Raw genomic sequence first — 19,250 nt, 5'->3', positions numbered from 1 at the left:
CGCGCCATGCGCCACTTCCTGGATTTCGAGAAACCGATCGCCGAGCTGGAAGGCAAGGTGGAGGAGCTTCGCCGCACCACCGATGCCGGCGGCATCGACGTGGCGGAGGAGGTGGCGAAGCTGCGCGACAAGGCGGAGAAGCTGCTCGCCGCCACTTACGCCAAGCTGACGCCCTGGCAGAAGGCCCAGGTGGCCCGCCATCCCGAGCGGCCGAAATGCCTCGACTACGTGGCCGGGCTGATCGAGGAATGGACGCCGCTGGCCGGCGACCGCGCCTTCGCCGACGACGCCGCCGTGATCGGCGGGCTGGGCCGGTTCCGCGGCCGCGCCGTGGCCGTGCTGGGCACGGAGAAGGGCCGCGACACCGACACCCGCGTGAAGCACAATTTCGGCATGGCCAAGCCCGAGGGCTACCGCAAGGCCCGCCGCATCATGGAGCTGGCGGGCCGCTTCGGCCTGCCCATCCTGAGCTTCGTGGACACCTCCGGCGCATTCCCGGGCATCGAGGCCGAGGCGCGCGGACAGGCCGAGGCCATCGCCCGCTCCATCGAGGCGGGACTCGATGCCCCCGTGCCCTTCGTCGCGACGGTGATCGGCGAGGGCGGTTCGGGCGGCGCCATCGCGCTGGCCGCCGCCGACCGGGTGCTGATGCTGCAGCACGCCATCTATTCCGTGATCTCGCCCGAGGGCTGCGCCTCCATCCTGTGGCGCGATGCCGCCCTCGCCCCTCAGGCGGCCGAGGCGCTGCGCCTGACCGCCGAGGACCTCAAGCGCCTCGCCCTGATCGACGAGATCATTGAGGAGCCGGTGGGCGGCGCACATCGCGATGGCGCCGCGACGATCGCCGCGGTGGGCGACGCGGTGGCGAACGCGCTGGAGCCCCTTCTGGCGCTGGACGGGCCGACGCTGAAGGCAAGGCGGCGCGAGAAATTCCTGGACATGGGCCGAAGCGCCGTCGCGTGAAGACGGGCGCGGAAGGAACCGCGCCATGGCGGTGAAGGCGGAAAGCCACCGCGCCTTCCTGCGCGCCTTCCCGGCGGTGGCGCTGGCGATTTTCACCGCCGCCATCGACCAGACCATCACCGCCACCGCCCTGCCCGCCATGGCCGCCCGCTTCGGCGAGGTGGAGCGCATCTCCTGGGTCGTGGTCGCCTACCTGATCGCCGCCACGGTCGCCGCGCCGGTCTTCGGCCGGCTGGGCGATGCCTTCGGCCGCAGGCGCATGACGGTGCTGGGCTTCCTGCTGCAAGGTTCCGGCGCGCTGGCCGCCGCCTTCGCCCCCAATTTCGAGCTTCTGCTGCTGGCGCGCCTCGTTCACGGCATCGGCGGCGGGGCGCTGCTCACCCTCGCCATGGCGGTGGTGGGGGAAAGCCTGCCCCCGCGCGAGCGCGGGCAGTACCAGGCCTATCTCGTGGCCTGCTTCATGTCCGCCTCCGCCCTCGGCCCCACGGTGGGCGGCTGGCTGACGGAACATTACGGCTGGCAGGCGGTGTTCCTGCTCGGCCTGCCGCTGGCGCTGCTCGGCCTGCTCGCCACCACGCGCCTGCCGCGTCGGCCCGGCGGGGGCGGCTTCTCCTTCGACGCGCCGGGCGTGGCGCTGTTCACGCTGTTCGTGGTGGCGCTGGTCGCGATGCTGGACCGGGTGCAGCGGCTGGACTGGGTGCTGGCCGCGCTCGGCGTGGCCTTCGCCATCCTCGCCCTGCTGCTGCTGCTGCGCGCCGAGCGCCGGGCGCGGGACCCGCTCCTGCCGCTTTCCGTGCTGGGCGAGGCGACGGTGTGGCGCACCAACACTCTCTCCTCCTTCATCGCCGCGACCCTCGTGGCGATGATTTCCTTCCTGCCGCTCTATCTTTCCGTGGTGCGGAACGTGCCCATCGCCACGGTCGGGCTGATGCTGCTGCCGATGAGCATGGGGGGCGGGCTCGGGGCGCTGGGCTCCGGCCTGTTCATGGCGCGCACCGGGCGCAACATGCTGCTGCCTTCGGTGGGGCTGACCGTCTCCACGCTGATCCTCTGCTTCCTGTCCTTTGGCGCCGGGCGCGTGCCGCTTTCGGTGCTGCCCTGGCTGCTCGGCCTCGTTTCCGTCGGCTTCGGCACCTCCTTCCCTGCCGTGCAGACCACGGTGCAGGTGGCGGCGGGCCCGGGGCGGCTCGGCACCGCCACGGCCAGCGTGCAGTTCATGCGCAATCTAGGCGCCGCCGCCGGCACCGCGCTGCTGGGCGCACTGCTCTTCGGCACGCTGGCGCTGGGCGAGGCTGGTCTCGCCGAGCGGGTGCGCGCCGCCATCCAGGGCGGGCGCGCCGCCCTCGGCGCGATGCCGGAGGCGGAGCGCGCCGTCCTCGCAGCAGCGCTGGCGGAGGGGTTCCGCTCGCTCTTCGCCGGAGCGGCGGTGATGGGCGGCATCGCCACGGTGCTGGCTTGGCGCGTGCCGTTGCGGCGGATCTGAAGAACTCGCGGGGCGACGCCACCTCCTGCGCCGCCCCTCTCCTCTCACGCGCCGGCGGTGCGACGCGAAACGCCCCAAAGTCCCAGGGAGGCCAGGACGAGCAGCCACAGCATTCCTGGCTCGGGTACGGGCGTTGGCCCGTCCGGGAGAATGGGTGTTTGCGTGCCCGTAAACTGCCCAGCACCGGTGAAGCTGAGCCCCGTAATGAAGGCGGTGAAGAGACTGGAGTCGATGCCCGTCACGGTGAACTGCGACACGCCGCCGGCGGGGAAGAAATACTCCACTCCGCCCAGCACCGTCTCCAGGAAGCTCAGCCCGCCCCACATGAAGGACAGCTGGTAAGGATCGCTCTGCTCGTCGGGCAGGGTGACTGAGGCGAAGTTGGGATCGCCCGCGCCGATCTCGTAGACGTAGCCCGTCGCCGGGATCGGGTCGATATGGTAGGTCACGCCCGGCTGGACCGCAAAATCAAAGACCTTTGCGCCATTCACGTAAGCCGTGGGCAGGTAGACCTGCACGTTGCCTGTGTTCGTCGTCGTGAAGTCGGCAAAGACGCGCGACAGGGCAAGGACATTGGGGTTGCTCAGGTTCGAACTGCCGCCGTCACGCGTCTGCAGCAGGTTGATCTCGATCGTCTTCTTGCTGGAGCCGTCGATGTTGTAACCAGCTGGCAGTTGGTTTGCGAAGCTCGATAGACTCAAGGACGTCACGTTGGGTGCAAAGTTCTGCGAGAGGACCAACCCGTTTGGGCTGGTTGGGCTAATCTGGCCCTGGTCGTAAATGTTGATGCGATATCCGTTTACGGTGGTCCCGGGGGGCGGAGCCCAGGAAAAGGTCGGGTTGTTTCCGGCCCCAGTTACGGCGACGCTTTGCACGAAGGGCGTCTGGGTCGCACCCTGCGGGATGGCTTGGGTCGTCCGGCTGGTAGTGCCTGATCCGTCACTAAAGCTCAGCGTCCATGGGCCTCGTAGGGCCGGGTTGTCCGCGGCAAAGGCCGTGTAGAGCGCGCCAATCGCCGGCGAACCGGCATAGTTCATGGTTCGCAGAACTGGATTGCCCGTCACGAGATTCGTGGTGCTCGCTTGGGCGAAGCCGCCGTTGGCCGGCAGGAGTTCGGTGCGGATCACATCCAGATTATTGCTGGTACCGTTCGGACCCGTGACCGAAGTGACGGTCGCGCCAAGCCGGATGTACTGCCCCGGATTGAAGCCGATCGTATTCGTGCCGAGGTTATAGAGCTGCTCGAAGGGTGAACTGACGGTAGGGGCTGCGCGAACGGACTGCGGCGCCAAGAGCGCTGCGCTGCACAGCAATGTGGATAGGACGCCGAACGCCGCGTGGGGACGTCGGCAACCGCGAAACAAAGATCTGGAGTCCATAGGGATCCTCTTCAGGAATCTCAAAAGGTTGCCCCCGGCCCCAAGGAACTAGCATTTTTTATGCCGCTACATTTTCTTATTTAGATCAAAGTCGTATTCTGACTTCACCGCACGCGGCTTTCATTTTGTCAAATTCGTTGACAAGGGAAATTCGCAGGCCAGGGCCGGCAGGTCGCCTATCGCCTCATCCTGAACAGCACCCCTGCTACCTCCACGCCCTTCTCCTGGCGCAGCGCGGCATCGCGCCGCTCCTCCACGCGCAGACCTGCCTTCTCCGCGAGCCGCGCCGCGTGATCCGGGTTGTGGCGGAAGCGCATCCCCTCGTGCAGCGCCACCGGGGCCTCGCCGCGCTCCAAGCTGAACACCGCCGTGCCACCCGGCCGCAACGCCTTGCGGATGGCGCAGAAGGCGGGGGCGAGGTCGCCCAGGTAATTCAGCACGTCCGCCGCCGCCACCACATCCCACGCGGCCGGTCGCTTCGGCAGGAACTCGAGCAGGTCGGCCTCGTGCAGCGCGTCGTAGATCCCACGCCCCCGCGCCTCGGCCAGCATGCGGGGCGACAGGTCCAGCCCTTCCAGCCGCGTGGCGAAAGGCTTCAGCGCCAGGCCAGACAGGCCCGTGCCGCATCCCAGATCCAGCACACGGCCGGGTTTGCGCCCCTCCAGCATCGCCGCCAGCAGGGCGGGCGTCCGGTAGCCCAGCGCCCCTTCCAGCTCCGCGTCGAAGCGCGGAGCGAAGGCGTCGAACAGCTCCCGCACATAGGCGGCGGGGGCGCGGGGCGGTGCTTCGCCCTCGCCCAACGCGGCCAGCAGGAACCCGGCCTGGGCGGAAAGCGGGCCGGAGACGCGCCGTGCCGCCTCCCGCGCCTCGTCCCGCTCGCCCGCCTCCTTCAGCGCATGGGCGAGAGCCAGCCAAACTTCCGGCAAGGGAGCCAGCCGCACCGCCTCGCGAAGCGGAGCCAACGCTGCCTGGGCCTCCCCCGCCGCCGTCAGCGCCTGGCCGAGGTTCCGCAGCGTCACCGCGTCATCCGGGCGCATCTCCAGCACGCGCTGCATCACCGCGATGGCAGGGCCAAGCTGCCCCGCTTCGGCCAACGCCGCGCCCTGGTTGCTGAGGAACAGGGGGGAGTCCGGCATCGCCGCCACAGCCCGCGCCGCGTGGTCCAGCGCCACCCGCAGGTCCCCGCGCTGCCGCGCCGCCACGCCCAGCAGGTTCTCCGCATCCGGATGTCCGGGGGCGAGGCGCATGGCGCGGCGGTAGAACCCTTCCGCCCCCGCGATGTCGCCGGCGCGGTGGCGCTCCGCACCGCGGCGGAGCAGGTCTTCGGCGGTGATCCTCATGCCATCCGGGTTACAGGCTCCCCACGAAGTTGACACGGGGGGTCCGAGGGGCGAAAGCCGCCGCGGACGCCACAAGACATTCACGGAACCGCCATGTCGCTCGCTTTCGTCTTCCCCGGCCAAGGCTCCCAGGCGCCCGGCATGGGCCGCGACCTCGCCGAGGCCTTCCCGGTCGCGCGCGAAACCTTCGAGGAGGTGGACGACGCGCTGAAGCAGAAGCTGTCGCGGCTGATGTTCGAAGGCCCGGCCGAGGAGCTGACGCTCACCGCCAATGCGCAGCCGGCGCTGATGGCGGTTTCCGTTGCTGTGGCGCGGGTGCTGGCGAAGGAAGGCGGCTTCGACCTGTCGCGGCAGGTTTCGCTCGTCGCCGGTCACTCCCTTGGCGAGTACAGCGCGCTGACCGCCGCCGGCACCTTCGACCTCGCCACCGCCGCGCGCCTGCTGCGGCTGCGCGGTGATTCCATGCAGAAGGCCGTCCCGGCCGGCGAGGGTGCGATGGCAGCCCTGCTGGGCGCGGAAGCCGAACAGGCCCGCGCCGTCTGCGCCGACGCCGCCGAAGGACCCGAAGGCCGCGAGGTTGTCGAGGTCGCCAATGACAATGGCGGCGGGCAGGTCGTCGTCTCCGGTGGCCGCGCGGCAGTCGAGCGCGCCATCGAGAAGGCCAAGGAAGCCGGCATCAAGCGCGCCATGCTGCTGCCCGTTTCCGCGCCCTTCCACTGTTCCCTGATGGAACCCGCGGCGCGCGCGATGGAGGAGGCGCTGGCCAAGGCCACGATGCAGGTGCCCGCCGTGCCGGTGGTCGCCAATGTCACCGCCGCGCCGGTCAGCGATGTGGCCACCATCCGCGACCTGCTCGTGAAGCAGGTGACGGGCACGGTGCGCTGGCGCGAATGCGTCGCCGCCATGGCCGCCGCCGGCTGCACCCGCTTCGTCGAGATCGGTGCCGGCAAGGTGCTGACCGGGCTGATGAAGCGCAACGCCCCGGAGGCGGCCGCCATGACGGTGGGCACGCCGGCCGAGGTCGAGGCTTTCCTGAAGTCGCTGTGATCCAGCTTTCCGACAGCCCGACGCCGGAGGAGCGCCAGGCGGTGCTCGACGGCATCGTCGCCTTCAACGATGCGGCGACCGGCGTGAAGGCCGAGACGATGCCCTTCGCCGCGCTGGTGAAGGACGAGGCAGGGCGCACGCTGGGCGGCGCGATCGGCTATTCGCGCCACGGCTGGCTCTATATCGAACTCCTGCACATCCCCGAGGCGATGCGTCGCCAGGGCATCGGTACGCGCATCATCGAGGCCGCGGAGGCGGAAGCGCGGCGTCGCGGCCTGCTCGGCATCCATCTCGACACGTTTTCCTTCCAGGCGCCGGGCTTCTATGAGCGGCTGGGCTTCGCGCGCATGGGCTCGCTGCGGGACCACCCGCCCGGCCATGCCATCCACTGGTACGCCAAACGCTTCGCCGCTGATGCTCGATCCAGCGAGGCCAAGCAGCACTCAGGAGACGCATGATGTTCGACCTTTCCGGCAAGATCGCCCTCGTCACCGGCGCCTCCTCTGGCATTGGCGTCAGCATCGCCGAGGCGCTGCACGGGCGCGGCGCCACGGTGGTGCTGACGGGCCGGCGCGAGGCTGAACTCAAGGCTGTCGCGGACGGCCTGGGCGAGCGCGCCTCCATCCAGGTGGCCGACCTCAACGACCCCGCCGCCCCCGCTGCGCTGGTGGAGGCGGTGGAGACCGCGCACGGCAAGCTGGACATCCTGGTAAACAATGCGGGCTTCACCCGCGACATGCTGGCGCTCCGGATGGGCGACGAGGACTGGAACGCCGTGCTGGAGGTGGATCTGAACGCCCCCTTCCGCCTCGCCCGCGCCGCGCTGCGCGGCATGATGAAGCGCCGCTCCGGGCGCATCGTCTCCATCGCCTCCATCGTCGGTGTCACCGGCAATGCAGGGCAGGCGAACTATGCTGCCGCCAAGGCCGGACTGATCGGCATGAGCAAGGCGCTGGCGCAGGAAGTCGCCCCGCGTGGCGTGACGGTGAACGTGGTCGCGCCGGGCTTCATCGCCACGCCGATGACCGACAAGCTGAACGAGCAGCAGAAGGCGGGGCTGCTGGGCCGCATCCCCCTCGGCAAGATGGGCGAGCCGAAGGATGTCGCCGCGGCCGTCGCCTATCTGGCGAGCGACGAGGCGGCCTGGGTCACCGGCACCACGCTGCACGTCAATGGCGGAATGCTCATGGTGTGATCCCCGCCGAAGTTTTCCGCCTTCGCTTTGCTGCAGCGGAAAACCTCGGCGGGGCCCCGTTGAAGGGGCACCAGTTCTTCAAGTTCTTCCCCGTTGCCGCGGCAAAGCCGCGAGGCCGATCGGGGCTTTCGGGTTGGGAGCGCATCCCTGATTCGGCGGGGCGCGCCTCCTTTGCGCTTACTTGGCGCGGGTGGCGGCCTCGTAGTCGCGCATCAGCGTTTCGGTGATCTGGCCGGGGGTGAAGTCCTGCTCGCCGATGCGGCGGATCGGCGTCACCTCCGCCGCCGTGCCGGCCACGAAGGCCTCGGTGGCACGGGGCAGTTCCTCGGGCTTGATCACCCGCTCCACCACCTTCATCTGGCGCTTCTTCGCCAGCCCCATCACCGTGCGGCGGGTGATGCCGTCCAGGAAGCAGGTGGGGGTCGGAGTGTGCAGCTCGCCGTCGAAGACGAAGAAGGCGTTGGCGCCCGTCGCCTCGGCCACGTCGCCCTTGTAGTCCAGCATCATCGCGTCGTCCGCGCCTTCATCCATCGCGGCGTGCTTGCTCAGCGTGCCGATCATGTAGAGGCCGGCCGCCTTGCTGGCGGTGGGGGCGGTGGCGGGGTCCGGCCGGCGCCACTTCGCCCAGGCCAGGTTGATCCCCTTCATGCGCTGCTCGACGCCGAAATACGCGCCCCATTCCCACACGGCGATGGCGACGTTCACCCCCGCCTGCTGCGCCGCCACCCCCATCTCGCCCGAGCCGCGCCAGGCGATGGGGCGCACATAGGCATTGGTCAGGTTGTTGGCCTTGAGCGTCGCGTCGCAGGCGGCGTCGATCTCGTCGGCCGAATAGGGCAGTTCGAAGCCCAGGATGCGGGCCGAGTTGAGCAGCCGGTCCGTGTGCTCGCGCAGCTTGAAGATGCGGCCATCGTAGCAGCGCTCGCCCTCGAACACGGCCGAGGCATAGTGCAGACCATGGCTCAGGACATGCAGATTGGCGTCGCGCCACGGGCGCATCTCGCCATTCCACCAAATGAACCCATCACGGTCGTCATAGGGAACCAGGGCCACCATCCATCCTCCTTGCCCGGACCGGCCCTGTGCCGACCCGAATAGAACGCCAACCGGGCCTTTCGCGCATCAATCGTTCGTTCTATGCTTCGCTTCTAGAAGGTCCGCAAAAAATGTGTCAATCTTGCTGACCGAAAAAGGACGCATGCCAGCCATGCCGGAACGCCCCGCCAGCCCGCCGCCCGCCGGCCGGAACCTCCTTTTCCTACGCGAGGAGGAGCTGCGCCTCGCCCAGGACCTGCTGTATTTCGGCTATCGCGACTTCACCGCCGGGGCGGACCGGATCCTGGACGGGCTGGGCATGGGCCGGGCGCATCACCGCGTGATCCACTTCGTCGGCCGCGCCCCTGGCATCAAGGTGGGCGATTTGCTCGCCATCCTCGCCATCACCAAGCAGTCGCTGGGCCGCGTGCTCCAGCCCCTGATCGAGCAGGGCTATGTGCGGCAGTCCCCTGGGCTGACGGATAAGCGCCAGCGCCTGCTCCACCTCACTGCCACCGGCGAGGCGCTGGAACGGCAATTATTCGAGGCACAGCGCGAATGGGTGCTGCGCGCCTATCGCGAGGCCGGGCCGCAGGCGGTGGAAGGCTTCCGTCAGGTGATGCGCGGCCTGATGGGCCCCGAGGCCCGGGCCCAGTTCGAGGGGCTGGAGCGGCAATCGGGCCGCGCCCGCCCCGCCTTCCTCCGGAGCGCCTGAGCCATGCCCGATTCCGGTGCCGACCTCCTCGTAGTCGATGACGACGCACGGCTGCGCTCCTTGCTCCAGCGCTTCCTGGCCGAGCAGGGGCACAACGTCGCCGTCGCGGCCGACGCGGCGGAAGCGCGCGCGGCGCTGGCTGCCATGGCCTTCGACCTCCTGGTCCTCGACGTGATGATGCCCGGCGAGTCCGGCCTGGAATTGGCGGAGGCGCTGCGCCGCCAGGGGATGGAGACACCCATCCTCATGCTCACCGCCCGCGGCGACCCGGATGACCGCGTCGCGGGGTTCGAGCACGGCGCCGACGACTACCTCGCGAAACCCTTTGATCCGCGCGAGCTGGCGCTGCGCATCCGCACCATCCTGCGCCGCTCGGCCCCCCACGCCCCGCCGCCCCCCGCCCCGTCCGGCCCGATCCAGCTCGGCGAGCGCTGGTTCGACCCAGACCGCTCCGAGCTGCGCGGGCCGGAGGGGACGTCGCGCCTGACCGGCGGCGAGGCTGCCCTGCTCGCCGCCCTCGCCGCCCGTGCCGGGGAGGTGCTGTCGCGCGAGGAGATTGCCGCCGCTATCGGCACGCCGGATGCGGGCGAACGCTCGGTGGACGTGCAGGTGACGCGGCTGCGCCGCAAGATCGAGGCCGACCCGCGCGAGCCGCGCTTCCTCCACACCATCCGCCACCGCGGCTACGTGCTGCGCCCGGGACCGTGACGCCGCTCCGCCCGGACAAGCGCGTGCTGCGCCCGCTCGGCGCCCTGCTGCCGCGCGGCCTCTTTGCGCGCACCCTGCTGATCCTGCTGCTGCCCATGGTGATCCTGCAAGGCGTGGCGTTGCAGCTCTTCTACGGCGGGCATCTCGACGTCATCTCCCGCCGCCTCGCCGGCGCCCTGGCGGGCGACGTGTCCTATGTGGCGGAGCTGCTGACCCAGATGCCGGATGAGTCGCACCCGCTGATCCTGCGCGAGGGGAATTTCCGCCTCGGCCTTGCCCTGTCCTGGGAGCCGGGGCGCGAATTCGCTGGCCCGGCCCAGCGCGCCCCCTGGATGTCCTTCCTGCCCCTGGAGCGCGACCTGGACCAGGCGCTGCGCGAGCAGATGCCCCATCCCTTCGACGCCGATTGGCACAGCGACCCGCAGAGCATCGTCATCCGCGTCGGCCTGCCCACGGGGCTGCTGTCGGTGGAAGCGCCGCGCAAGCGCCTCCTTTCCACCACCCTCTACGTCTTCGTGATCTGGCTCGTCGGCTCCGCCCTGCTCGCCGGGGCGGTGGCGGTGCTGTTCCTGAAGAACCAGGTGCGCGCCATCCGCCGTCTCGCCACCGCCGCCGAGGATTTCGGCCTGGGGCGGGAAAGCGGACCGATCAAGCCGGAGGGCGCGCGCGAGGTGCGGCAAGCGGCGCTGGCCTTCAACCACATGCAGGAACGCATCCTGCGCTTCGTGTCCCAGCGAACGGAGATGCTGGCCGGCATCTCGCACGACCTCCGCACGCCCCTGACCCGCATGCGGCTGACCCTGGCCATGCTGCCCCCCGATCCGCAGACTGAGGAGGACCTCGCGGCTCTATCCGAGGACGTGGAGGAGATGGAGAGGCTGGTGGAAACCTACCTCGCCTTCGCCCGCGGCGAGGGAACGGAGCAGGCGCGCGACACCAACCTGTCCACATTGGTGGCCGAGGTGGCGGAGAAGGCCCGTCGCGCCGGCGCCCAGGTGGAGGTCCAGGCGCCGGAGCACCTGTCGCTGCGCCTGCGGGGCGACGCGCTGAAGCGTGCCCTGGGCAATCTCCTCGACAATGCGCGCCGTCACGCCGAACGGATCGCCGTCGCCGTGTCCGAGGCGCGGGAGGCCGGGCGCGCCTGGGCCGAGATCACGGTGGACGATGACGGCCCCGGCATCCCTGCCGCCCAGCGCAACGAGGCCTTCCGCCCCTTCGCCTCGGGCTCCGCCACCGGAACCGGGCTTGGCCTCGCCATCGCGCGCGACATCGTCCGGGCGCATGGCGGCGAGATCCTGCTGGAGGAAAGCCCGATGCGCGGCCTGCGGGCCCGCATCCGCCTGCCGGTCTGAGCACCTTGATCTTCCGCCCGTTCGCGGCGATTGTGCGCCCATCTCCGGGCGCCTTTCGTCGCGCCTGATTCACAACGACCAGGACGCGTGATGGCCAACACCGCCTCTGAGGGACCCACTCCCTACAAGCACCCCTACCATCTGGTGGACCCCTCGCCCTGGCCGCTGCTCTCCGCCTTCGCGGGCGGCGCGCTGGTTTCCGGCCTGATCGTCTGGGCGCATGGCGGCGGGCTGTGGCTCGTCATCCTCGGCGCGCTGGCGGTGCTGAGCTGCATGGCCGCCTGGTGGCGCGACGTGCTGCGGGAAAGCCGCACCCCCGGGCTGCACACCCCGGTGGTCCGCATCGGCCTGCGCTACGGCATGATCCTATTCATCGCCTCCGAGGTGATGTTCTTCGTGGCGTTCTTCTGGGCCTATTTCCACTTCGCCCTGTATCCGGAGCACGTCTCGGGTGCGGCGACGGCGATCTGGCCGCCCCAGGGCATCCACACCTTCGACCCGTTCCACCTGCCCTTCCTCAACACGATGATCCTGCTGCTCTCGGGCTGCACGGTCACCTGGGCGCACCACGCGCTGCTGCACAATGACCGCAAGGGGCTGGTTACGGGTCTGGCGCTCACCGTCGTGCTGGGCGTCACCTTCACCCTGCTCCAGGCCTGGGAATACGCGTCTGCGCCCTTCGCCTTCAGCGGCGGCGGCGTCTATCCCTCGACCTTCTTCCTTGCCACCGGCTTCCACGGCTTCCACGTGATCGTCGGCACCATCTTCCTGACGGTCTGCCTGATTCGCGCCATCCGCGGCGGCTTCTCGGCGGAGCGCCATTTCGGCTTCGAGGCGGCGGCTTGGTACTGGCACTTCGTGGACGTGGTGTGGCTCTTCCTCTTCGTCGCCATCTACTGGTGGGGCGTGGGCGAGATCGCTCACCACTGATCTTGCCCGCAGGCGCCGGGCGGCGGCTCCGCCGCCTTGGCTTTCGCGCCTCAGACATGTCGCGCGGCTTGGAAAGCTTCCAGGCCGCGCGCCGGCCGCCAAGCGGCCCGTTTTCGATAAGGTCAGGCCGATGAGCCAACACGGTCCCGCGCGCGGGGGCCGCCCGTGGCGGGCGCTGATCCTCCCTTCCTTCTTCGCCATTCCGGTGCTGGCCCTGCTGCTGGGTCTCGGCACGTGGCAGATGCAGCGCCTGGGCTGGAAAACGGCACTGTTGGAGGAGCTGGCGGAGCGCCAGTCTCGCCCGCCCATCGAGGCGCCCGCCCGGCCCGAGCCCTTCGCCCACATCAGGGCCACCGGGCGCTTCCGCCCCGGCGCCGAGGCCTTCCTGGGGCTGGAGGTGCGTGGCTCCCTGTTGGGCGGCTCACTCCTCGCCATTCTCGACCGCCAGGGCGCACCGCCGCTGCTGGTCAATCGTGGCTGGGCGCCCTTCGAGGGCGGGCGGGTTGAGCGGCCCGAGGGTGTCGTGACGGTCAGCGGCTATGCCCGCTTCGGCGAGCGGCGCGGCTTGTTCACGCCGCGCGACGACCCGGGTGAGCGACGCTTTCTCCATTTCGGCCCCGTTGCCATCGCCGGGGCGCTCGGCGCCCCCGATGCGCCGGCTTATGCGCTCGTGGTGGTGGAGCCGGGCCCGGCGACAGCGCCATCAGGCTTCGGCGCGGCGCCGGCCCCGGCCCGGGCCACCCTGCCCGACCCCGCCACCGGCTTCCCCAGCCCGAGCAATCCGCATCTGGGCTACGCCATCACCTGGTTCGGCCTCGCCATCGGCTGGGTCGTCATCTTCGGCCTCTGGGCCCATCGCCGCCTCCGGGAACCCGCATGACTGCCTATGACCGCCTTCTCTCCCGTTTCTCCCGCATCGCCGCGCTGGGCGAGGCCGCTTCCATGCTCCATTGGGATGCCAGTGCGGTGATGCCGCTCGGCGGCGGCGCGGCGCGGGGCGAGCAGCTCGCCACCCTGGCCGGGCTGTCGCACGAGATGCTGACCGACCGGCGCGTGGAGGACGACCTTGCCGAGGCCACGGCAGAGGGCGAGTGGCACGAGGCCAACCTTGCGCTGATGCGCCGGACCCATCTTCGCGCCACCGCCCTGCCGGTCGAGCTGGTGGAGGCGACGGCCCGCGCCAATTCCGCCTGCGAGAAGGTGTGGCGCGAGGCCAAGGCGCGCAGCGACTTCTCCGCCGTCCGCCCCTTCCTGGAAGAGGTGCTGCGCCTCCAGCGCGAGACGGCGCAGGCACTGGCGGTCCGCACCGGCTTGTCGCCCTATGACGCGCTGATGGATTCCTTCCAGCGCGGCGTGACCGCAGCGGAGGTCGAGCCGGTCTTCGAGGCCTATGCGGCTTGGCTGGTCGAGGCTCTTCCGCGCGCGGAAGCCATCCAGGCGCGGCATGGCGATCCCCTGCCGCTGCGGGGCCCCTTCCCGACAGCGGCGCAGCGCGAGCTTTGCCGCAGCTTGTCCCTCCGTCTGGGGCTGGAGGAAGCCCATTCCCGCCTCGACGAAAGCCTGCACCCGTTCTGCGGCGGCACCCCCACCGATGTCCGCATCACCACCTTCTACAGCGAGGTGGATCCGGCCAAGGCGATCCTCGGCGTCCTGCATGAGACGGGCCATGCCCTGTATGAGCGCGGCCTGCCCGCCAGCTTCGCGCGCCAGCCCGTAGGCGAGGCGGCGGGCATGGCGGCGCATGAGTCGCAGTCGCTGATCGTGGAAATGCAAGCCTGCCGCTCCGATCCCTTCCTGCGCTTCCTGTCCGGCGAGATGCGCGCAGCCTTCGGCGACGACCCCTCGCTGGAGGCGGGCAACCTTGCGCGGAACTGGCGGCGGGTCGAGCGCGGCTTCATCCGCGTGGATGCGGACGAGATGACCTACCCCGCCCACGTCATCCTGCGCTTCCGCCTCGAGCGCGCGATGATCGAGGGGCGGCTGGAGGCGGCCGACCTTCCCGGCGCATGGTCCGAAGGGCTGCGCGGTCTCCTGGGCATCACACCGCCGGACGACGCACGCGGCTGCCTGCAGGACATCCACTGGCATGACGGCGCCTTCGGCTATTTCCCCTCCTACACGCTGGGTGCGATGGCGGCGGCGCAGCTCATGAAGGCGGCGCGGCAGGCCGAGCCGGAACTCGACGCCGCGATGGAGCGGGGCGACCTTTCGCCGCTGCTGAGCTGGCTGCGGCGCGAGGTCCATGGACGCGCCTCGCTGCTCGGCTTCCAGGACCTCCTGCGCGCCGCGACGGGCAAGCCGCTGGACACGTCGGACTTCACCGCGCATCTCTCTGCCCGCTACTTGGCGGAGTAGGGCAAGCTACCGCGTCGCGCGCCCCACATGCGCGCCCGCGTTGGCCAGGGCGCCGCTCCGCTCCGCGTCGTTCAGCGAGCGGAAGAAGGTGTAGGACACGGTGATGGTGCGGATGTCGCGCGTCACCGGATCCTCCGCGATGCGGGGGTCCACCCAGAAGGCGATGGGCATGTCCACCGACTGGCCGGGGGTCAGGGTCTGCTCCTCGAAGCAGAAGCAGGCGACCTTGTGGAAGTAGCGGCCCACCACCTCGGGCGTCACGTTGTAGGTGCTGATGCCCGTGGCCGGGGCTTCGGCGGTGTTGCGCGCGGTGTAGAAAGCGAGTGCCTCCTCTCCCAGTCGGACCCGGATGGCGGGCTGCTGCGCGGCGAAGCGCCAGGGCAGGCCGGGCTGGGTGGCGGCGTTGAAGCGCACGGTCACCTCGGCCTCGCTGGCGGCGCCGGGCGCTGCCTGGCCAAGCATCGGGGTGCCGCCATAGCCCGTGACCTTGCAGAACAGGTCGTAGAGCGGCACCGAGGCATAGGCGAGCCCGACCATACCGAAGACGACGCCGAAGGCGCCGCCGAGCATGCGGCGGTTCCGCTTGGCGAGGGCCTGGCGATCAAGACGCTGCGGCATGCCGCATCTCCTCAGTCGCGCAGCAGCCGCGCGACGGCGATCAGGTAAAATAGCACCACCAGCCCTGCCAACGCGGCGAGGATGGCCCAGTTCCGCGCCCGGCGACGGCGGTCGAACTCCCGCTGCTCCTCCGGCGTCATGCGAGGAGTAGCCGGTCCAGTGCCAGCGCGCCGAGCAGCGCGAAGAGGTAGGTGATGCTGAAGCGGAAGCAGGCCTTGGCCGGACGGTCGCCGGTGAGGGAGACGCCCGCCGCGTCCTGCTCGTCGGTCCAGACCGCCCAGGCGTGGCGCAGGAAATTCGCGCCGAGCAACACGGCGACGACGCCATAGGCGGGGCCGGAGAAGCCGATGATCCAGGGCACCAGGGTCAGCGGCACCAGCAGCACCGTATAGAGCACGACTTGGCGTCGGGTTTCCCGCGCGCCGGACACGACGGGCAGCATGGGAACGCCCGCGCGCTTGTAGTCCTCATGCGCCCAGAGCGAGAGCGCCCAGAAATGCGGCGGCGTCCACATGAAGACGATCGCGAAGAGCACCAGCGGCAGCACATCCACCGAGCCCGTCACCGCGACCCAGCCGATCAGCGGCGGGAAGGCGCCGGCCGCGCCGCCGATGACGATGTTCTGCGGCGTCCGGCGCTTCAGCCACATGGTGTAGATGACGACGTAGAACAGGATGGACCCGGCCAGCACGGCGGCGGCGAGCCAGTTGGTCGCCAGTCCCATCAGCCCCACGGAGCCCACGGCCAGCACCACGCCATAACCCAGCGCGGCGCCCGCCTCGATGCGACCGGCAGGGATGGGGCGGGCGCGGGTGCGCTTCATCACCGCGTCGATGTCGCGGTCATACCACATGTTGATCGCCCCGGCGGCGCCGGCCGCGAGGGTGATGCACAGGATGGCCGAGACAGCCAGGACCGGGTGCAGGCTTCCGGGCGCGATCAGCAGGCCGATCAGCCCGGAGTACACCACTAGCGAGAGGACGCGCGGCTTCAGCAGCGCGATCCAGTCACCCACCTCGGAGGCGCCGTGGAGTGTGGAAGCGTCGAAGGGGGCTTGCGCCCCCCCCGAACCATGAACCGTGATGTCGCTCATCGCGTGTCCCGGTGCTGCCCTCAGCGGATGCGTGGCAGCTCATCAAAGGTGTGGAAGGGCGGCGGGGAAGAAACCTGCCACTCGAGGGTGGTCGCGCCATCGCCCCAGGGGTTGGACACCGCCACCGTGCCGCGGCGGAAGGTCGCCCACAGGACGAAGAAGAAGAACACGAAGGACGCGACCGAGATGTAGGACCCGATCGAGGCCACGAGGTTCCAGCCCGCCAGCGCGTCCGGATAGTCCGGATAGCGGCGCGGCATGCCCTGGTTCCCCAGGAAGTGCATGGGGAAGAAGGTCAGGTTCACGCCCACGAAGGTCATCCAGAAATGGATCTGGCCGAGCTTCTCGGGATACTGGCGGCCGCTCATCTTGCCGATCCAGTAGTAGATGCCGGCATAGATGCCGAAGACGGCGCCCAGGCTCAGCACGTAGTGGAAGTGCGCCACGACGTAGTAGGTGTTGTGGAGGATCTGGGTGATGCCGGCATTGGCCAGCACCACGCCCGTCACGCCGCCCACCGTGAACAGGAAGATGAAGCCGATGGCGAAGAGCATCGGCGTGTCGAAGCGCATGGAGCCGCCCCACATCGTGGCGATCCAGGAGAAGATCTTCACCCCCGTCGGCACGGCGATCACCATGGTCGCGGCCATGAAGTAGGCGCGCGTGTCCACGCTGATGCCGGAGGTGAACATGTGGTGCGCCCAGACCACGAAGCCCACCACGCCGATCGCGACCATGGCGTAGGCCATGCCGAGGTAGCCGAAGACCGGCTTGCGGCTGAAGGTGGAGACCACATGGCTGACGATGCCGAAAGCCGGCAGGATCATGATGTAGACTTCGGGGTGGCCGAAGAACCAGAACAGGTGCTGGAACAGCACCGGGTCGCCGCCGCCGGCCGGGTCGAAGAAGGCCGTGCCGAAGTTGCGGTCAGTGATCAGCATCGTGATGGCGCCGCCCAGCACGGGCACGGCCAGCAGCAGCAGGAAGGCCGTCACCAGCATGGACCACACGAAGAGCGGCATCTTGTGCAGCGTCATGCCTGGGGCGCGCATGTTGAAGATGGTCGTGATGAAGTTGGCCGCGCCGAGGATGGAGGACGCGCCCGCGAGGTGCAGGGCGAAGAGCGCCATGTCCATCGCCGGGCCGGACTGGTACTCGGCATCCGACAGCGGCGGGTAGATCGTCCAGCCCGCGCCGGGGCCGCCGCCCACGAAGAGCGAGCCGCCGAGCAGGGCGAAGGCCGGCACCAGCAGCCAGAAGGAGATGTTGTTCAGGCGCGGGAAGGCCATGTCCGGCGCGCCGATCATGATCGGCACGAACCAGTTGCCGAAGCCACCGATCAGCGCGGGCATGATCACGAAGAACACCATGATCAGCCCGTGGGCCGAGACATAGGCGTTCCACATCTGGCCGTCGGCGAAGATCTGCATCCCCGGCGTCATCAGCTCGATGCGCATCAGCAGCGACAGGCCGATGCCCACGATCGCCGCGATGAGCGAGAAGATGATGTAGAGGGTGCCGATATCCTTGTGGTTAGTGCTGAACAGCCAGCGCGCCACGAAGCCGGGCTTGTGGTCGTGATGGTCGTGGCCGTGGGCGTCTGCCGCATGCGCCATGGGGTCTGCCTCTCTCGAACTCGGGCCCGTCGCGTTACTGGCGCGCCGCGGCGATGTGAATGGTGTCGCCGGAGGCGGATGCAACCCCCGCCGGCTGCTGCGGCATGGTGTGGGCGAAGCGCTGGCGCGCCTGGCCGACCCACTGCTCGAACTCGGCCGGCGTGACGGCGCGCACCATGATGGGCATGAACCAGTGATTCACGCCGCAGATCTGGTTGCACTGGCCGTAATACACGCCCGGCTGGTCCGCCCGCATCCAGGTCTCCATGATGCGGCCGGGGATGGTGTACTTCTGCACGCCGAGCGAAGGCACAAAGAAGGAATGGATCACGTCCGCGCCCTGGGTGATGACGCGCACCGTGGCGCCGGCCGGGATCACCAGGGGCTCGTCAACCTGCAGGTTGCGAAGCTGTCCAGGCTGCAGCTCCTCCTCGGGGATGGGTCGGCTGTCGAAGTTGAAGTTGCCGTGGTCCGGGAAGGCGTAGTTCCAGTACCACTGACGCCCCGTCACGTTGATGGTGATGTCCGCGTCGCGCGCCCGGTCCTGATAATAGATCAGGCGGAAGGAGGGGATGGCGATCACCAGCAGCAGCAGAACCGGGATGACCGTCCAGGCGATCTCCAGCGGCGTGTTGTGGCTCACGCGCGACGGCACCGGGTTGCGGGCCGCGTTGAAGCGCCAGATGCAATAGACCAGCAGCAGCGCCACGAAGATGGTGATGGCGATGATGATCCAGAGGACGAGCGTGTTGAAGGAGTGGATCGCGTCCTTGACCGGCCCGCCCGAGGGCTGCAGCCCCATGGCCCAGGGCACGGGCGCGCCCAGGCTGGTTTCCGAGGCCATGGCCCCACCCATTGCAAGCATCGCGGCCAGTGCCGCCAGCCCCAGAACACGTCCGATCCGACCGATCACGCCATCCACCCCTGGAAGACCGCGCGGCGGCCCCAGTGGCCGTCGCCCGCGCGCGCGTGACCGATTTTACGGGCCCGGCGCAGCGGCGCGACCATAGTCCGTGATGCACCCGCGAACAAGCCGGCCAGGGTGAAGCCGCGTCAGGAGCCGGGCTCGATCTCCGCTTCGGCAACGTCCTCTGCAACGTGGTCCGCCATGTCAGTCAGCATCGAGCGGATATGCGGGTCGCCCACCACGTAGAACACCATGCGCCCGCGCCGGTCGGCCTGCAGCAGCCGCGCCGCGCGCAGCAGGCGCAGATGGTGCGAGACGAGGCTGGCAGAGATGGAAAGCCGGTCCGCCATGGCTCCCACGGAGGCAGGTGAGTCCAGGCAGGCCAGGATGATCTTGAGCCGCGTCGGGTCGCTCATCAGGCGGAACATCTCCGCCAGTTCGACCACCTCGTCATCGTTGATTCGCAGCGTCATGCGCACAGCTTCGCAGCGCATTCCCCTTGACGCAATGGCGC

General features: G+C 69.4%; 20 protein-coding genes. 11 read left to right on the top strand and 9 right to left on the bottom strand.

Features of this window, described 5'->3' with window-relative positions:
* Nucleotides 1-6 precede the first annotated feature (6 nt).
* Entirely contained in the window at nt 7-963 is a 957-nt protein-coding gene (locus JTJ31_RS13400; protein WP_207539251.1) for an acetyl-CoA carboxylase carboxyltransferase subunit alpha, read from the top strand.
* A 25-nt stretch (nt 964-988) separates the two neighbouring features.
* Entirely contained in the window at nt 989-2,446 is a 1,458-nt protein-coding gene (locus JTJ31_RS13395; protein WP_207539155.1) for an MFS transporter, read from the top strand.
* Between the two features lie 44 nt (nt 2,447-2,490).
* On the opposite strand, the gene JTJ31_RS13390 is transcribed toward JTJ31_RS13395, so the two are convergent.
* Together JTJ31_RS13390 and JTJ31_RS13385 are read right to left on the bottom strand one after the other, a co-directional pair.
* Nucleotides 2,491-3,738 carry a hypothetical protein gene (locus tag JTJ31_RS13390; protein ID WP_207539154.1) on the bottom strand — a complete coding sequence of 416 codons (1,248 nt, stop codon included), beginning with the start codon at nt 3,736-3,738 and terminating at the stop codon, nt 2,491-2,493.
* Between the two features lie 263 nt (nt 3,739-4,001).
* Complete coding sequence (locus JTJ31_RS13385; protein WP_207539153.1) at nt 4,002-5,165, bottom strand: methyltransferase domain-containing protein; 1,164 nt, start codon at nt 5,163-5,165, stop codon at nt 4,002-4,004.
* A gap of 93 nt (nt 5,166-5,258) precedes the next feature.
* On the opposite strand from JTJ31_RS13385, the gene fabD reads away from it, so the two are divergent.
* From fabD to fabG, 3 genes are read left to right on the top strand one after another with little or no spacing between them, the layout of a single operon-like run.
* A complete protein-coding gene (fabD, locus tag JTJ31_RS13380; protein WP_207539152.1) occupies nt 5,259-6,212 on the top strand; it encodes an ACP S-malonyltransferase in 954 nt (317 codons plus the stop codon).
* On the top strand, nt 6,209-6,670 hold the full coding sequence (locus JTJ31_RS13375) for a GNAT family N-acetyltransferase (protein ID WP_207539151.1): 462 nt from the start codon (nt 6,209-6,211) through the stop codon (nt 6,668-6,670). The genes fabD and JTJ31_RS13375 overlap by 4 nt, the downstream gene beginning before the upstream one ends.
* A complete protein-coding gene (gene fabG, locus JTJ31_RS13370; RefSeq protein WP_207539150.1) occupies nt 6,670-7,407 on the top strand; it encodes a 3-oxoacyl-[acyl-carrier-protein] reductase in 738 nt (245 codons plus the stop codon). Before JTJ31_RS13375 ends, fabG begins: the two co-directional genes overlap by 1 nt.
* 177 nt (nt 7,408-7,584) lie before the next feature.
* Here the strand turns inward: fabG and JTJ31_RS13365 are convergent, their stop codons facing one another.
* Nucleotides 7,585-8,463 (bottom strand): branched-chain amino acid aminotransferase, encoded by an 879-nt coding sequence (locus JTJ31_RS13365; protein ID WP_236020147.1) that lies wholly within the window; start codon nt 8,461-8,463, stop codon nt 7,585-7,587.
* Between the two features lie 151 nt (nt 8,464-8,614).
* Here JTJ31_RS13365 and JTJ31_RS13360 point away from each other — a divergent pair, with 151 nt between their 5' ends.
* The 6 genes from JTJ31_RS13360 (at nt 8,615) to JTJ31_RS13335 (ending at nt 14,502) form a co-directional block, all read left to right on the top strand.
* Nucleotides 8,615-9,157: a MarR family winged helix-turn-helix transcriptional regulator gene (locus JTJ31_RS13360; protein WP_207539149.1), complete on the top strand. Its 543-nt coding sequence runs from the start codon at nt 8,615-8,617 to the stop codon at nt 9,155-9,157.
* Between the two features lie 3 nt (nt 9,158-9,160).
* Nucleotides 9,161-9,865 carry a response regulator gene (locus tag JTJ31_RS13355; protein WP_207539148.1) on the top strand — a complete coding sequence of 235 codons (705 nt, stop codon included), beginning with the start codon at nt 9,161-9,163 and terminating at the stop codon, nt 9,863-9,865.
* Nucleotides 9,862-11,217 (top strand): ATP-binding protein, encoded by a 1,356-nt coding sequence (locus JTJ31_RS13350; protein WP_328805735.1) that lies wholly within the window; start codon nt 9,862-9,864, stop codon nt 11,215-11,217. The genes JTJ31_RS13355 and JTJ31_RS13350 overlap by 4 nt, the downstream gene beginning before the upstream one ends.
* A gap of 90 nt (nt 11,218-11,307) precedes the next feature.
* On the top strand, nt 11,308-12,147 hold the full coding sequence (locus JTJ31_RS13345; protein WP_207539147.1) for a cytochrome c oxidase subunit 3: 840 nt from the start codon (nt 11,308-11,310) through the stop codon (nt 12,145-12,147).
* A gap of 130 nt (nt 12,148-12,277) precedes the next feature.
* On the top strand, nt 12,278-13,027 hold the full coding sequence (locus JTJ31_RS13340; protein ID WP_207539146.1) for an SURF1 family protein: 750 nt from the start codon (nt 12,278-12,280) through the stop codon (nt 13,025-13,027).
* Nucleotides 13,024-14,502, top strand: coding sequence for a carboxypeptidase M32 (locus tag JTJ31_RS13335; protein ID WP_207539145.1), 1,479 nt, complete (start codon nt 13,024-13,026; stop codon nt 14,500-14,502). Before JTJ31_RS13340 ends, JTJ31_RS13335 begins: the two co-directional genes overlap by 4 nt.
* Nucleotides 14,503-14,508: 6 nt before the next feature.
* Here JTJ31_RS13335 and JTJ31_RS13330 read toward each other — a convergent pair whose 3' ends face one another.
* From JTJ31_RS13330 to JTJ31_RS13310, 6 genes are all read right to left on the bottom strand, one after another.
* Nucleotides 14,509-15,120: a cytochrome c oxidase assembly protein gene (locus JTJ31_RS13330; protein WP_207539144.1), complete on the bottom strand. Its 612-nt coding sequence runs from the start codon at nt 15,118-15,120 to the stop codon at nt 14,509-14,511.
* 11 nt (nt 15,121-15,131) lie between these two features.
* A complete protein-coding gene (locus JTJ31_RS25000) occupies nt 15,132-15,260 on the bottom strand; it encodes a hypothetical protein (RefSeq protein WP_268957057.1) in 129 nt (42 codons plus the stop codon).
* Nucleotides 15,257-16,213, bottom strand: coding sequence for a heme o synthase (locus JTJ31_RS13325; RefSeq protein WP_207539143.1), 957 nt, complete (start codon nt 16,211-16,213; stop codon nt 15,257-15,259). Before JTJ31_RS13325 ends, JTJ31_RS25000 begins: the two co-directional genes overlap by 4 nt.
* A gap of 20 nt (nt 16,214-16,233) precedes the next feature.
* On the bottom strand, nt 16,234-17,829 hold the full coding sequence (gene ctaD / locus JTJ31_RS13320; RefSeq protein WP_207539142.1) for a cytochrome c oxidase subunit I: 1,596 nt from the start codon (nt 17,827-17,829) through the stop codon (nt 16,234-16,236).
* Nucleotides 17,830-17,863: 34 nt separating this feature from the next.
* Nucleotides 17,864-18,742: a cytochrome c oxidase subunit II gene (coxB, locus tag JTJ31_RS13315; protein ID WP_328805734.1), complete on the bottom strand. Its 879-nt coding sequence runs from the start codon at nt 18,740-18,742 to the stop codon at nt 17,864-17,866.
* Nucleotides 18,743-18,882: 140 nt separating this feature from the next.
* Complete coding sequence (locus JTJ31_RS13310; protein ID WP_207539141.1) at nt 18,883-19,209, bottom strand: ArsR/SmtB family transcription factor; 327 nt, start codon at nt 19,207-19,209, stop codon at nt 18,883-18,885.
* Between the last annotated feature and the right edge of the window lie 41 nt (nt 19,210-19,250).

This window comes from Sabulicella rubraurantiaca (assembly GCF_017355885.1).
In the GTDB taxonomy this organism is placed as follows: domain Bacteria; phylum Pseudomonadota; class Alphaproteobacteria; order Acetobacterales; family Acetobacteraceae; genus Roseococcus; species Roseococcus rubraurantiacus.
Note: the sequence above shows the minus strand (reverse complement) of the source record. Positions and strands in the feature narration are given on the sequence as shown.

Coding starts and splice junctions, on each gene's coding strand:
- JTJ31_RS13400 (WP_207539251.1), top strand. CDS start 7: ATGCGCCACTTCCTGGATTTCGAGAAACCGATCGCCGAGCTGGAAGGC.
- JTJ31_RS13395 (WP_207539155.1), top strand. CDS start 989: ATGGCGGTGAAGGCGGAAAGCCACCGCGCCTTCCTGCGCGCCTTCCCG.
- JTJ31_RS13385 (WP_207539153.1), bottom strand. CDS start 5,165: ATGAGGATCACCGCCGAAGACCTGCTCCGCCGCGGTGCGGAGCGCCAC.
- fabD (WP_207539152.1), top strand. CDS start 5,259: ATGTCGCTCGCTTTCGTCTTCCCCGGCCAAGGCTCCCAGGCGCCCGGC.
- fabG (WP_207539150.1), top strand. CDS start 6,670: ATGTTCGACCTTTCCGGCAAGATCGCCCTCGTCACCGGCGCCTCCTCT.
- JTJ31_RS13365 (WP_236020147.1), bottom strand. CDS start 8,463: ATGGTGGCCCTGGTTCCCTATGACGACCGTGATGGGTTCATTTGGTGG.
- JTJ31_RS13360 (WP_207539149.1), top strand. CDS start 8,615: ATGCCGGAACGCCCCGCCAGCCCGCCGCCCGCCGGCCGGAACCTCCTT.
- JTJ31_RS13355 (WP_207539148.1), top strand. CDS start 9,161: ATGCCCGATTCCGGTGCCGACCTCCTCGTAGTCGATGACGACGCACGG.
- JTJ31_RS13345 (WP_207539147.1), top strand. CDS start 11,308: ATGGCCAACACCGCCTCTGAGGGACCCACTCCCTACAAGCACCCCTAC.
- JTJ31_RS13340 (WP_207539146.1), top strand. CDS start 12,278: ATGAGCCAACACGGTCCCGCGCGCGGGGGCCGCCCGTGGCGGGCGCTG.
- JTJ31_RS13335 (WP_207539145.1), top strand. CDS start 13,024: ATGACTGCCTATGACCGCCTTCTCTCCCGTTTCTCCCGCATCGCCGCG.
- JTJ31_RS13330 (WP_207539144.1), bottom strand. CDS start 15,120: ATGCCGCAGCGTCTTGATCGCCAGGCCCTCGCCAAGCGGAACCGCCGC.
- JTJ31_RS25000 (WP_268957057.1), bottom strand. CDS start 15,260: ATGACGCCGGAGGAGCAGCGGGAGTTCGACCGCCGTCGCCGGGCGCGG.
- JTJ31_RS13325 (WP_207539143.1), bottom strand. CDS start 16,213: ATGAGCGACATCACGGTTCATGGTTCGGGGGGGGCGCAAGCCCCCTTC.
- ctaD (WP_207539142.1), bottom strand. CDS start 17,829: ATGGCGCATGCGGCAGACGCCCACGGCCACGACCATCACGACCACAAG.
- JTJ31_RS13310 (WP_207539141.1), bottom strand. CDS start 19,209: ATGACGCTGCGAATCAACGATGACGAGGTGGTCGAACTGGCGGAGATG.